At 63.8% G+C, this 12,978-nt stretch carries 10 protein-coding genes; all 10 read right to left on the bottom strand.

The window, feature by feature from the left end:
• Window positions 1-9: 9 nt before the first annotated feature.
• The 10 genes from DW352_RS02965 to rpoC all read right to left on the bottom strand — a co-directional run bounded on the left by DW352_RS02965 (window position 10) and on the right by rpoC (window position 12,947).
• Window positions 10-309, bottom strand: a complete 300-nt coding sequence (locus tag DW352_RS02965; RefSeq protein ID WP_115688394.1) for a 50S ribosomal protein L23 — start codon at window positions 307-309, stop codon at window positions 10-12.
• Complete coding sequence (rplD, locus tag DW352_RS02960; RefSeq protein WP_115688392.1) at window positions 306-926, bottom strand: 50S ribosomal protein L4; 621 nt, start codon at window positions 924-926, stop codon at window positions 306-308. Before rplD ends, DW352_RS02965 begins: the two co-directional genes overlap by 4 nt.
• Before the next feature lies 1 nt (window position 927).
• A complete protein-coding gene (rplC, locus tag DW352_RS02955; RefSeq protein ID WP_115688390.1) occupies window positions 928-1,662 on the bottom strand; it encodes a 50S ribosomal protein L3 in 735 nt (244 codons plus the stop codon).
• Between the two features lie 16 nt (window positions 1,663-1,678).
• Window positions 1,679-1,987: a 30S ribosomal protein S10 gene (gene rpsJ / locus DW352_RS02950; RefSeq protein ID WP_115688388.1), complete on the bottom strand. Its 309-nt coding sequence runs from the start codon at window positions 1,985-1,987 to the stop codon at window positions 1,679-1,681.
• A gap of 133 nt (window positions 1,988-2,120) precedes the next feature.
• Window positions 2,121-3,311 carry an elongation factor Tu gene (gene tuf, locus DW352_RS02945; RefSeq protein ID WP_115688386.1) on the bottom strand — a complete coding sequence of 397 codons (1,191 nt, stop codon included), beginning with the start codon at window positions 3,309-3,311 and terminating at the stop codon, window positions 2,121-2,123.
• A gap of 41 nt (window positions 3,312-3,352) precedes the next feature.
• A complete protein-coding gene (gene fusA, locus DW352_RS02940) occupies window positions 3,353-5,431 on the bottom strand; it encodes an elongation factor G (protein WP_115688384.1) in 2,079 nt (692 codons plus the stop codon).
• 30 nt (window positions 5,432-5,461) lie between these two features.
• Window positions 5,462-5,932, bottom strand: a complete 471-nt coding sequence (rpsG, locus tag DW352_RS02935) for a 30S ribosomal protein S7 (protein ID WP_115688382.1) — start codon at window positions 5,930-5,932, stop codon at window positions 5,462-5,464.
• An 11-nt stretch (window positions 5,933-5,943) separates the two neighbouring features.
• Complete coding sequence (gene rpsL / locus DW352_RS02930) at window positions 5,944-6,315, bottom strand: 30S ribosomal protein S12 (RefSeq protein WP_115688380.1); 372 nt, start codon at window positions 6,313-6,315, stop codon at window positions 5,944-5,946.
• 502 nt (window positions 6,316-6,817) lie between these two features.
• Window positions 6,818-8,401 carry an alpha-amylase family glycosyl hydrolase gene (locus DW352_RS02925; RefSeq protein ID WP_115688378.1) on the bottom strand — a complete coding sequence of 528 codons (1,584 nt, stop codon included), beginning with the start codon at window positions 8,399-8,401 and terminating at the stop codon, window positions 6,818-6,820.
• A gap of 343 nt (window positions 8,402-8,744) precedes the next feature.
• Window positions 8,745-12,947, bottom strand: a complete 4,203-nt coding sequence (rpoC, locus tag DW352_RS02920) for a DNA-directed RNA polymerase subunit beta' (protein WP_115688376.1) — start codon at window positions 12,945-12,947, stop codon at window positions 8,745-8,747.
• Between the last annotated feature and the right edge of the window lie 31 nt (window positions 12,948-12,978).

Raw genomic sequence — 12,978 nt, 5'->3', positions numbered from 1 at the left:
GAGGACCTCTTACAACCCGGTGGTCACGTCGATGCGGTGACCCTCTTCGAGAGTCACGATCGCGCGCTTCACATCGGACTGCTGCCCGAGTCTGTTCTTGAAGGTCTTGATCTTGCCTTCGCGGATCAGCGTGTTGACGCTCTTGACCTTGACGTCGAAGAGCCTCTCCACCGCTTCCTTGATCTGCGGCTTGGTGGCGGTGCGCGCCACCTTGAACATGACCTTGTTGTGCTCCGAAGCCATCGTCGCCTTTTCGGTGATCACCGGCGCGATGATGACGTCGTAATGACGGGGATCGCTGGTGCTCATTTGAACCGCGCCTCCAGCGCTTCAACCGCGGCCTTGGTCAGCACCAAAGTCTTGCGCCGCAGGATGTCGTAGACGTTGATGCCCTGGATCGGCAGCACGTCGATGTTCGGAATGTTGCGCGCGGCGGTGCGGAAGTTGTTCTCGATCTCCGCCCCGTCGATGATCAGCGCATTCTCGACGCCAAGCTTGCCGAAGTGGCCGGCCAGCGCCTTGGTCTTGGGATCGTTCAGCGAGGCCTTGTCGAGCACGACGATGCCGCCGTCCTTCGCCTTCGACGACAGAGCATGCTTGAGCGCGAGCGCCCGCACCTTCTTCGGCAGATCGATGGCGTGGCTGCGCACGATCGGACCGAAGGCGCGACCGCCGCCGCGGAACTGCGGCACGCGGGCCGAGCCGTGACGCGCGCCGCCGGTGCCCTTCTGCGCGTACATCTTCTTGCCGGTACGCCAGATCTCGGAGCGATCCTTGGCCTTGTGCGTACCACGCTGGCGCTTCGCCAGCTGCCAGTTGATGCAGCGCTGGATGATGTCGGCGCGCGGCTCGAGGCCGAAGATCGCGTCGGACAGGCTCACCGAGCCGGCTTCCTTGCCTTCAAGAGTGGTGATCTTCAGTTCCATATCACGCACCCTCCTGCTGGGTCGGCGCTTCCGCGGCCGGCGCCTCCGCAGCAGCCTGGTCGGCCACGCGGAACTTGCCCGGCTTCGGGGCATCCTTCGGCAGCGCCTTCTTCACCGCGTCGCGCACGGTGATCCAGCCGCCCTTGTGGCCCGGCACAGCACCCTCGACCAGGATGAGGCCGCGCTCGACGTCGAGCTGCACGACCTTGAGGTTGAGCGTGGTGACACGATCGACGCCCATATGGCCCGGCATCTTCTTGTTCTTGAAGGTCTTGCCCGGATCCTGACGGCCGCCGGTCGAACCGATCGAACGGTGCGAGATCGACACACCGTGCGAGGCACGCAGACCGCCGAAGTTCCAGCGCTTCATGGCGCCGGCAAAACCCTTACCGACGGTGATGCCGGCAACGTCGACATACTGACCCGGCACGAAATGATCGGCCGTGATCTCGGCGCCGACGGGCAGCACCGCATCGTCGCTGACGCGGAACTCGACCAGCTTGCGCTTCGGCTCGACATTCGCCTTGCCGAAATAGCCGCGGTCGGCCTTGTTCATGTTGTTGGTGCGGCGCGGCCCGGCGCCGAGCTGCAGCGCGACGTAGCCGTTCTTATCCTTGGTGCGGTGAGCAATCACCTGGCACCCGGCAAGCTGCAGGACCGTCACCGGTACGTGCTCACCGGCTTCGGTGAACACCCGGGTCATCCCGACTTTCTGCGCGATCACTCCAGAACGCATGGCTTCCTCGCGCGGCTCAGAGTTTGATCTCGACGTCGACGCCGGCGGCCAGGTCGAGCTTCATCAGCGCGTCCACGGTCTGCGGCGTCGGGTCGACGATGTCGAGAAGGCGCTTGTGCGTGCGCATCTCGAACTGTTCGCGGCTCTTCTTGTCGACGTGGGGCGAGCGGTTCACCGTGAACTTCTCGATCTTCGTCGGCAGCGGGATGGGACCACGCACCTGCGCACCCGTGCGCTTGGCCGTGTTCACGATCTCGCGCGTCGACGCATCGAGGATGCGGTGATCGAACGCCTTGAGCCGGATCCGGATATTCTGGCCGTTCATTGTCGTTTCTCTTCTCGACTGTCATCGTCCGTTCAAGAGGACGATCCAGTATGCGATAGCTACTCAGCTTGTCCGCCGTTGCCGGCGGAAACTGGATGCCCCCGCCCGTTAGAGCGGGGGCACAACAGCCGTCTTACTCGATGATGCTCGCCACGACGCCGGCGCCGACGGTGCGGCCACCTTCGCGAATGGCGAAGCGGAGCTTCTCTTCCATCGCGATCGGCACGATCAGGTGCACTTCCATCGCGATGTTGTCGCCCGGCATCACCATTTCCGTGCCCTGCGGCAGATGCACGACACCGGTCACGTCGGTGGTGCGGAAATAGAACTGCGGACGGTAGTTGGTGAAGAACGGCGTGTGGCGGCCGCCCTCTTCCTTGGTGAGGATGTAAGCCTCAGCCTTGAACTTGGTGTGCGGCTTGACCGAACCCGGCTTGCAGAGCACCTGGCCGCGCTCGACTTCCTCACGCTTGGTGCCGCGCAGCAGCGCGCCGATGTTGTCGCCAGCCTGACCCTGATCGAGCAGCTTGCGGAACATTTCCACGCCGGTGACGGTCGTCTTGGTGGTCGGCTTGATGCCGACGATTTCGACTTCCTCGCCGACCTTGACGATGCCGCGCTCGACGCGACCGGTCACGACGGTGCCGCGGCCCGAGATCGAGAACACGTCTTCGACCGGCATCAGGAACGGCTGGTCGATCGGACGCTCCGGCTGCGGGATGTAGGCGTCGACTTCCTTCATCAGCTCGAGGATGGCTTCCTTGCCGAGCTTCGGATCCTTGTCTTCCAGCGCCATCAGGGCCGAGCCCTTGATGATCGGAATCTTGTCGCCCGGGAAGTTGTACTTCGACAGGAGCTCACGAACTTCGAGCTCGACGAGCTCGAGCAGCTCCGGGTCGTCGACCATGTCGCACTTGTTGAGGAACACGACGATCGCCGGCACGCCGACCTGGCGGGCGAGCAGGATGTGCTCGCGGGTCTGCGGCATCGGGCCGTCGGCGGCCGACACGACGAGGATCGCGCCGTCCATCTGCGCGGCGCCCGTGATCATGTTCTTCACGTAGTCGGCGTGGCCTGGGCAGTCGACGTGCGCGTAGTGACGGTTGGTCGTCTCGTACTCGACGTGCGCGGTCGAAATGGTGATGCCGCGCGCCTTCTCTTCCGGCGCCTTGTCGATCTGGTCATAGGCGGTGAACGTCGCACCGCCGGTCTCGGCGAGCACCTTGGTGATCGCCGCCGTCAACGACGTCTTGCCATGGTCGACGTGACCGATGGTGCCGATGTTGCAGTGCGGCTTCGTACGGTTGAATTTCTCTTTGGCCATGGAACTCTCCGTTCAAGTCCTTCAGTTTACGATCGCTACGCTTACGCGAACTTCTTCTGCACTTCGGCAGAAACGTTGGCGGGCAATTCAGCGTAGTGATCGAATTGCATGGTGAATGTGGCGCGGCCCTGAGACATGGACCGCAGGTTATTGACGTAGCCGAACATGTTCATCAGCGGCACCATCGCGTTGATCACGTTGGCGTTGCCGCGCATGTCCTGACCCTGGATCTGACCGCGCCGCGAGTTCAGGTCGCCGATGACCGAACCGGTGTAGTCTTCCGGCGTCACCACCTCGACCTTCATGATCGGCTCGAGCAGCACCGGCTTGCCCTTCTGCAGGGCCTCGCGGAGCGCCGCGCGCGACGCGATTTCGAAGGCCAGCGCCGACGAGTCGACGTCGTGATACGCACCGTCAACCAGCCGCACCTTCAAATCCACCACCGGGAAGCCGGCGAGAACGCCCGAGTTGAGCACCGACTCGAGGCCCTTCTCGACGCCCGGGATGAATTCCTTCGGCACCGCGCCGCCGACGATCTCGTTCTCGAACTCGAATGGCGCACCCGGCTCGGACGGCTCGGCGATGATCTTCACGCGCGCGAACTGGCCGGAACCGCCGGTCTGCTTCTTGTGGGTGTAATCCACTTCGGCCGACTTGGTGATCTTCTCGCGGAACGCCACCTGCGGCGCGCCGATGTTGGCGTCGACCTTGTAGGTACGCTTCAGGATGTCGACTTTGATGTCGAGATGCAGTTCGCCCATGCCCTTGAGAATGGTCTGGCCGCTCTCGGCGTCGGTCGACACACGGAAGGACGGATCCTCCGCGGCGAGCTTCGCCAGCGCAACGCCCAGCTTCTCCTGGTCGGCCTTCGACTTCGGCTCGATCGCGAGCTCGATGACCGGCTCCGGGAATTCCATCTTCTCGAGGATCACCGGGTGATCCGGATCGCACAAAGTGTCGCCGGTCCGCGTTTCCTTCAGCCCCGCCAGCGCGACGATGTCGCCGGCATAGGCTTCCTTGATGTCTTCGCGGTTGTTCGCATGCATCAGGAGCATGCGGCCGATACGTTCCTTGCGCTCCTTCGTCGAGTTGATCACGCCGGTGCCGCTCGACAGAACGCCGGAGTAGATGCGGCAGAAAGTGATGGTGCCGACGAAGGGGTCGTCCATGATCTTGAAGGCGAGCAGCGACAGCGGCGCGTCATCCTTCGGCTCGCGGCTCGTCTCTTCGTTGTTCTTGTCCGGGTCGATGCCCTTGATCGCCGGCACGTCGAGCGGCGACGGCAGATAGTCGACGACCGCGTCGAGCAGCGGCTGCACGCCCTTGTTCTTGAAGGCCGAGCCGCACAGCACGGGATAGAAAGCGCCGGTGAGCACGGCCTTACGGATGAGACGCTTCAGCGTCGCCTCGTCCGGCTCCTTGCCATCGAGGAACGCGGTCAGCGCATCGTCGTCGAGCTCGACAGCGGCTTCGACGAGCTTCTCGCGATATTCCTTCGCCTTGTCGGCGAGATCGGCCGGAATGTCGACGGTCTCGAACTTGGCGCCGAGCGCCTCGTTGTTCCAGACATACGCCTTCATGATCACCAGATCGACCATGCCGGTGAAGTTGTTTTCCGCGCCGATCGGCAGCTGGATCGCGACGGGCTTGGCACCCAGACGATCAACGATGTCGTCCAGGCACTTGAAGAAGTCGGCGCCCGTCTTGTCCATCTTGTTGGCGAACACGATGCGCGGCACGCGGTACTTGTCGCCCTGGCGCCAGACGGTCTCGGTCTGCGGTTCGACGCCCTGGTTGCCGTCGAGCACGACGACGGCGCCGTCGAGCACGCGCAGCGAGCGCTCGACTTCAATGGTGAAGTCGACGTGGCCGGGGGTGTCGATGATGTTCAGGCGCTTGCCGTTCCAGAACGCGGTCGTCGCGGCCGACGTAATGGTGATGCCGCGCTCCTGCTCCTGCTCCATCCAATCCATCGTCGCGGCGCCTTCATGCACCTCGCCGATCTTGTGGGACTTGCCGGTGTAATAGAGAATCCGCTCGGTCGTCGTCGTCTTGCCCGCATCGATGTGGGCCATGATGCCGAAGTTGCGGTAGTTCTCAATTGCGTGAGCGCGAGCCATACTGGTCGTTCCTGAATTCGTTCGCCGCCGTTACCAGCGGTAGTGCGAGAACGCGCGGTTGGCTTCCGCCATCTTGTGCGTGTCTTCGCGCTTCTTGACGGCATTGCCGCGATTGTTCGACGCATCGAGCAGCTCGGCCGAGAGACGCTCGGTCATGGTGCGCTCGTTGCGGTCGCGGGCCGCGTTGATGATCCAGCGGATGCCGAGAGCCTGACGACGGGTCGTGCGGACTTCGACCGGAACCTGATAGGTGGCGCCGCCGACGCGCCGCGAACGCACCTCGATCGAGGGCATCACGTTGTCGAGCGCCTGCTGGAAGACGTTGATCGGGTTCTGCTTGGTCTTGTTCTCGATGGTCTCGAGCGCACCGTAGACGATGCCTTCCGCGACGGACTTCTTGCCGTCGTACATGATGGCATTCATGAACTTCGATACGACGATGTTGCCGAACTTCGGGTCCGGAATGATCTCGCGCTTCTCTGCAGCGTGACGACGGGACATGACGCTTATCCTTACTTCGGACGCTTCGCGCCGTACTTCGAACGGCGCTGCTTACGGTTCTTGACGCCCTGCGTGTCGAGCACGCCGCGCAGGATGTGGTAACGCACGCCCGGCAAGTCCTTCACGCGGCCGCCGCGGATCATGACCACCGAGTGCTCCTGAAGGTTATGACCTTCGCCCGGGATGTAGCCGATGACTTCGAAGCCATTCGTCAGACGCACCTTGGCGACCTTACGAAGCGCCGAGTTCGGCTTCTTCGGCGTGGTCGTGTAGACGCGCGTGCAGACGCCGCGCTTCTGCGGGCTCGCCTGCAGCGCGGGCACCTTGTTACGCGCCTTGAGCGGGTGCCGCGGCTTCGCAATCAGCTGGTTAATCGTCGGCATCGTAAAGCCTTCGCTACCTCGTGTGGGCCTGAAAGCCCGGACTGTCGGGCTTGCGCCCGGCTCATTCGCGGGCAAGCCCGCCAGTTCATTCGTTGGGCGTGGAGCCCGGCATCGTTTGCGCGGTCACGCCCGCGCGCGTTCGCGCACCGTCTCCGGCACGCAAAACGGAAACGCGCCATCCGCGTTCGCGCGGCGGGCGCTTTTCCGTGTGTGACGGCCCCGGCGCGGTTAAGCACCCTGGCCCATCAATCCAAACCTGACATCGGCTGTCAGAGGCAGCGTTTGAGCTTCATTGGTCGAGGCGTAGTGCCCAGCGCGAAGCCTTCAAGAAATTTCAGCGTTTCCAGAAGGTTGGCCGGGCGGCCGTTCCGAACAAGCGAAGCTCACCGCCTGCCGTAAAGTGTGGCGTATGTATCGGTGAGAATCGGCCAAGTCAAGGCGAAAGCGCGCGAAACATCGCGGTTTTGGCCACCTCGGCGCCACCGCGCCGGGCATTGGCGGCCTACCCGACCACCACCGCCTCGTCGCCGTGAAGCGTCAGGTGGCGATCGCAGCGCTCGCCCTCTCGACCGCTCGTCGACGATATAAGCACTTTTTGGCCCAATACAGCCTCCGGTACAGCGATTGCCACAGAATTTGGGCTCATATTCACCGCCACCAGCACCCGATCATCGTCAGTCTCCCGCAGGTAGGCCAGTGACCCAGCCGTGGCCTCCAGCGGCCGGTAACCACCCTGCGTCAGAGCCGGGCGACTGCGACGCAACATAATGAGTCGGCGGTAAAGGCTCAGCAGCGAATCCGAGTCGTCTCGCTCACGGGCGACGTTGACGACAGCGGCATCGGCGCCACGCGGCAGCCAGGGTGCGACTCGCGAGAAGCCGGCATGGAGGCTGGCGTCCCACTGCATCGGCGTCCGGCAGCCATCGCGGCCGAAGCCAAAGCCGGGCACATTCTTCTCGAACGGGTCCTGCACTTGTTCCGGCCGGATGGGAACCTGCGACATGCCGAGTTCGTCGCCGTAATAGAGCGTCGGCGTGCCGCGCAAAGTGAGCAGCAGCACCGCGGCCACCCTCGCCTGCGCCGCGCCGACGCGGCTGACGACGCGCGGCCGGTCGTGGTTGCCGAGAACCCAGTTGGGCCAGGCGCCGGGCGGCAGCGCCGCCTCGTAACGATCGATGAGGGCGCCGACCGCCCCCGCCTGCCACGGTGTCTCGAGCAGGCTGAAATTAAACGGCATATGCGCGCCGGAGAGGTCGCGGCCGTAATAGGCAACCAGCTTCTCGATCGGCAGGTAGATCTCGCCGATCAGCACCCGCGCGGGAAACTCGTCGATCACGGCGCGCAGGCCGCGGATGACGTCGTGCACCTCGGGCCGGTCGGTGGAGTAGATCGGCAGGACCCGGCGGTATGGCGAATCGCCGTCGCGATAGTCCGGGTTCGGCGGATTGTCGCGGAACGCCTCGTCCTTGATCAGATGCCAGATCACGTCGACGCGGAAGCCGTCGACGCCGCGTCGCAGCCAAAAGCGCATGACCTCGTGCATCGCCGCCATGACCGCGGGATTGCGCCAGTTGAGGTCCGGCTGCGCCGCGAGAAACGCGTGGTAATAGTACTGCCCGGTGACCGCATCGAAGGCCCAGGCGGAGCCGCCGAACTCCGAGAGCCAGTTATTGGGCGGACCGCCGTCCGGCGCCGGATCGCGCCAGATGTACCAATCCCGCTTGGCGTTATCGCGCGAGGCGCGGCTTTGCTCGAACCACGGATGGCGCTCCGAGGTGTGGTTGGGCACGAGGTCGAGCAGAACCTTGAGGCCGCGTGCATGCGCGGCTTCGACCAGCGTATCGAAATCCGCCATCGTGCCGAACAGCGGATCGATCGCGGTGTAGTCGGCGATGTCGTAGCCGAAGTCGGTCATCGGCGAGACGAAGATCGGCGACAGCCAGAGGGCATCGACGCCGAGGTCGCTCAGGTACGGCAGACGTTCGACGATGCCCTTGAGATCGCCGACGCCGTCGCCATCGCTGTCCTGAAACGAGCGCGGATAGATCTGATAGAGGACCGCAGACTTCCACCAAGCGTCGTTCATCGAAGGCCTCGCCTTTCTTGAGCGCCAGCAAGCCTGAGTCCGCACGACAATCTGATGACTTGAGCGCTCAAGGGAGCGGAAGTCCGACCGTCGCCGGCGTCGCCATGGCCGGGCATAGCCCGTCAAAGACGGGCGTAAACGCCCTTATGTCCCGGGCCATCCGCGCTTTCTCGGCTTCGCGGCTGCGTCAGATCGTGGATGCCTGGCACACGGCCGGGCATGACGAGCGGAAAGCCCAGCGCAGTCATTGAACGACTTCACCCGCCTACTTTCAGGCTCCGCTGAAAAGAAAAAGGGCCGCCCAATGGGCGGCCCTTCGATGTCGTGGCAGTCAGCCTTTGGCTTACTCGGCTGGCGGCAGCGCCGGAGCCTCGGCGGGCGCAGGCGCGGTCTTGGTCGCGTCCTTCTCCCGCTCTTCCAGGATGAGCGCATCGCGCTTGGTCGCAACCTCGCGCAGCTGGTTCATCATGGCGCCGGTGCCGGCCGGGATCAGGCGGCCGACGATGACGTTCTCCTTGAGGCCGTCGAGCGTGTCCGCCTTGCCGTTGACCGCGGCTTCGGTGAGGACGCGCGTGGTCTCCTGGAACGAGGCCGCCGAGATGAACGAGCGGGTCTGCAGCGAGGCCTTGGTGATGCCGAGCAGCACGGGGTGACCCGTCGCCGGCTTCTTGCCCTCTTCCGCAGCGCGTTCGTTGACCTCCTCGAGCTCGCTCTTGTCGACCTGCTCACCTTGCAACAGCTCGGTTTCGCCGGCGTCGTCGATCTCGACCTTCTGCAGCATCTGGCGAACGATCACCTCGATGTGCTTGTCGTTGATCATAACGCCCTGCAGCCGGTAGACCTCCTGGATCTCGTTCGTCAGGTACGAAGCGAGCTCCTCGACGCCGCGGATGGCGAGAATGTCGTGCGGGGCGGGATTGCCCTCGACGATATAATCGCCCTTCTCGATGACGTCGCCGTCCTGAAGGTGGATGTGCTTGCCCTTCGGGATCAGGTACTCGCGAGGCTCCTCGCTCTTGTCGGTCGGCTCGATCGTGAGCCGGCGCTTGTTCTTGTAGTCCTTGCCGAACCGAACGCTGCCGCTGGTCTCGGCGATGATCGCCGCGTCCTTCGGTTTGCGGGCTTCGAACAGCTCAGCCACCCGCGGCAGACCGCCGGTGATGTCACGCGTCTTGGCGCTTTCGGTCGGGATACGCGCGATGACGTCGCCCGCCTTCACCTTGGAGCCCGGGTCGACCGAGATAACGGCGTCGACGGCGAGCAGGTAACGCGCTTCGCCGCCACGGGCGAGCTTGAGCACCTTGCCGTCCGCACCCTTGATCACGATCGCCGGACGCAGGTCGGCCTGGTTACGGGACGAACCCGTACGCCAGTCGATGACCACGCGCTTGGCGATGCCGGTCGACTCGTCGAGCTGTTCGGACATCGACAGACCGTCGACCATGTCCTCGAACTCGATCGTGCCTTCCACCTCGGTCAGCATCGGCCGGGTGTACGGATCCCACTCGGCGATACGCGTGCCGCGCTTGATCATCTGGCCGTCCTCGATGCGCAGACGCGCACCGTAGGGGATGCGGTGATGCGCGCGCTCGGTGCCGTCGGGGTCGACGACCGCGACGACCATGTTGCGCACCATCGTCACCACGTCGCCGTCCGAGTTCTTGGCGACGTTGAGACCGCGGATCTGGATCTTGCCGTCGAAGTTCGACTCGATGAACGACTGCTCGTTGATCTGAGCGGCGCCGCCGATGTGGAACGTACGCATGGTGAGCTGGGTGCCCGGCTCGCCGATGGACTGCGCCGCGATGACGCCGACAGCCTCGCCCATGTTCACGGGCGTGCCGCGGGCAAGATCGCGTCCGTAGCAGGCGCCGCAAACGCCGACTTTGCTTTCGCAGGTCAGCACCGAGCGGATCTTGAGCTCCTGCACGCCGGCTTGCGTGATCTTCTCGACCTCCGGCTCCTGCAGCAGCGTGCCGGCGGGCATGATGACCGCGCTCGACGTCGGGTCCTTCACGTCCTCGGCCGTGGTGCGGCCAAGGATGCGCACGGCCAGCGAAGCGACGACCGTGCCGGCATCGATGATCGCGCGGACCTTGATGCCGTTCGTCGTGCCGCAATCCGGCTCGGTGATGATGCAGTCCTGGGCGACGTCGACGAGACGACGCGTCAGGTAACCCGAGTTCGCCGTCTTCAAGGCGGTGTCGGCCAGACCCTTACGGGCACCGTGCGTGGAGTTGAAGTACTCCATAACGGTGAGGCCTTCCTTGAAGTTCGACACGATCGGCGTCTCGATGATCGAGCCGTCCGGCTTGGCCATCAGGCCGCGCATGCCGGCGAGCTGACGCATCTGGGCCGGCGACCCGCGCGCGCCCGAGTGAGCCATCATGTAGATCGAGTTGATCTGCAGATCGCGGCCCTTGTCGTCCTTCTTGGTGGCCGAGATCTCGCGCATCATCTCTTCGGCGATCTTGTCGGTCGACTTGGACCAGGCATCGACCACCTTGTTGTACTTCTCGCCCTGGGTGATCAGGCCGTCGTTGTACTGCTGCTCGAAGTCCTTGGCTTCCTCGCGGGTCTTCTCGACGATGTCCCACTTCTTCTTCGGCACGACCATGTCGTCCTTGCCGAACGAAATGCCGGCCTTGAACGCGTGGTAGAAGCCGAGCGCCATGATGCGGTCGCAGAAGATCACCGTCTCCTTCTGACCGCAGTGACGGTACACCGCGTCGATCATCCCGGAGATTTCGCGCTTCGTCATCAGCTTGTTGACGAGGTCGAACGGCGCCTTGACGTTCTTCGGCAGCACGTTGCCGAGAACGACGCGACCGGGGGTCGTGTCGTACCAGCGCGTGAACGTGTTTCCGTTCTCGTCGATGCCTTCCCAGCGATACTTGATCTTCGAGTGCAGCGTGATCGCCTTCTCATGCAACGCATGATCGATCGTCGCGAGATCGCCGAACACCTTGCCCTCGCCCGGCTGCCCCTCGCTCATCAAAGAGAGATAGTAGAGGCCGAGCACGATGTCCTGCGACGGCACGATGATCGGCTGACCGTTCGCCGGATGCAGGATGTTGTTGGTCGACATCATCAGGACGCGCGCTTCCAGCTGCGCTTCGAGCGACAGCGGGACGTGCACGGCCATCTGGTCGCCGTCGAAGTCGGCGTTGAACGCGGCGCAGACCAGCGGATGCAGCTGGATCGCCTTGCCCTCGATCAGCACCGGCTCGAAAGCCTGGATGCCGAGGCGGTGCAAGGTCGGCGCGCGGTTCAGAAGCACCGGGTGTTCGCGGATCACCTCGTCGAGGATGTCCCAAACCTCCGGCTTCTCCTTCTCCACCAGCTTCTTGGCCTGCTTCACGGTCGTCGACAGGCCCTTGGCGTCGAGCCGCGAGTAGATGAACGGCTTGAACAGCTCGAGCGCCATCTTCTTCGGCAAGCCGCACTGATGCAGCTTGAGCTCGGGACCGACCACGATCACCGAACGGCCCGAATAGTCGACGCGCTTGCCGAGCAGGTTCTGGCGGAAGCGGCCCTGCTTGCCCTTGAGCATGTCGGCGAGCGACTTCAGCGGACGCTTGTTGGCGCCGGTGATGACGCGGCCGCGGCGGCCGTTGTCGAACAGCGCATCCACCGCTTCCTGAAGCATGCGCTTCTCGTTGCGGATGATGATGTCCGGCGCGCGCAGCTCGATCAGCCGCTTCAGACGGTTGTTGCGGTTGATGACGCGGCGATAGAGGTCGTTGAGATCGGACGTGGCGAAGCGGCCGCCGTCGAGCGGAACGAGCGGACGCAGATCCGGCGGGATCACCGGCACCACGGTCAGAATCATCCACTCCGGCTTGTTGCCCGAGGCGATGAAGGCCTCGATCAGCTTCAGCCGCTTGGCGATCTTCTTCTTCTTGATGTCGCTGTCGGTCTCGCCCATCTCGGCGCGCAGTTCGACCTGCAGCCGGTCGAGATCCATCCCCTTGAGCATCTCGCGGATCGCTTCCGCGCCGATCAAAGCGGTGAACGAATCCTGGCCGAACTCGTCCTGCGCCTTGAGGTACTCCTCTTCGGACAGCAGCTGACGATCCTTAAGCGGGGTGAGGCCCGGCTCAAGCACGACGTAGTATTCGAAGTACAGGATGCGCTCGAGGTCCTTGAGCGTCATGTCGAGCAGCAGACCGATGCGGCTCGGCAGCGACTTCAGGAACCAGATGTGCGCGACCGGCGCCGCGAGCTCGATGTGGCCCATGCGCTCGCGCCGCACGCGGCTGAGCGTGACTTCCACCGAGCACTTTTCGCAGATGATGCCCTTGTACTTCATGCGCTTGTACTTGCCGCACAAGCACTCGTAGTCCTTGATGGGCCCGAAGATGCGCGCGCAGAACAGACCGTCGCGCTCGGGCTTGAAGGTACGGTAGTTGATGGTTTCCGGCTTTTTGATCTCGCCGTAGGACCAGGACAGAATCTTCTCCGGGCTCGCGATCGAGATCCGGATCTGGTCGAAGACCTGCGCCGGCGCCTGCGGGCTGAAGAGATTCATAATTTCTTGGTTCATCGTATTCTCCTTGGCCGCTGCCGCGGCCCGA

The organism is Pseudolabrys taiwanensis, assembly GCF_003367395.1.
GTDB classification, from domain to species: Bacteria; Pseudomonadota; Alphaproteobacteria; order Rhizobiales; family Xanthobacteraceae; genus Pseudolabrys; species Pseudolabrys taiwanensis.
The sequence above is the reverse complement of the archived record's forward strand: the minus strand, read 5'-3'. Positions and strand labels throughout refer to the sequence as shown.

Bases quoted from the DNA above. Each gene is read 5' to 3' on its own strand.
- DW352_RS02925 (WP_115688378.1), bottom strand. From the start codon at position 8,401: ATGAACGACGCTTGGTGGAAGTCTGCGGTCCTCTATCAGATCTATCCG.
- rpsJ (WP_115688388.1), bottom strand. From the start codon at position 1,987: ATGAACGGCCAGAATATCCGGATCCGGCTCAAGGCGTTCGATCACCGC.
- rplD (WP_115688392.1), bottom strand. From the start codon at position 926: ATGGAACTGAAGATCACCACTCTTGAAGGCAAGGAAGCCGGCTCGGTG.
- rpsG (WP_115688382.1), bottom strand. From the start codon at position 5,932: ATGTCCCGTCGTCACGCTGCAGAGAAGCGCGAGATCATTCCGGACCCG.
- DW352_RS02965 (WP_115688394.1), bottom strand. From the start codon at position 309: ATGAGCACCAGCGATCCCCGTCATTACGACGTCATCATCGCGCCGGTG.
- rplC (WP_115688390.1), bottom strand. From the start codon at position 1,662: ATGCGTTCTGGAGTGATCGCGCAGAAAGTCGGGATGACCCGGGTGTTC.
- rpoC (WP_115688376.1), bottom strand. From the start codon at position 12,947: ATGAACCAAGAAATTATGAATCTCTTCAGCCCGCAGGCGCCGGCGCAG.
- rpsL (WP_115688380.1), bottom strand. From the start codon at position 6,315: ATGCCGACGATTAACCAGCTGATTGCGAAGCCGCGGCACCCGCTCAAG.
- tuf (WP_115688386.1), bottom strand. From the start codon at position 3,311: ATGGCCAAAGAGAAATTCAACCGTACGAAGCCGCACTGCAACATCGGC.
- fusA (WP_115688384.1), bottom strand. From the start codon at position 5,431: ATGGCTCGCGCTCACGCAATTGAGAACTACCGCAACTTCGGCATCATG.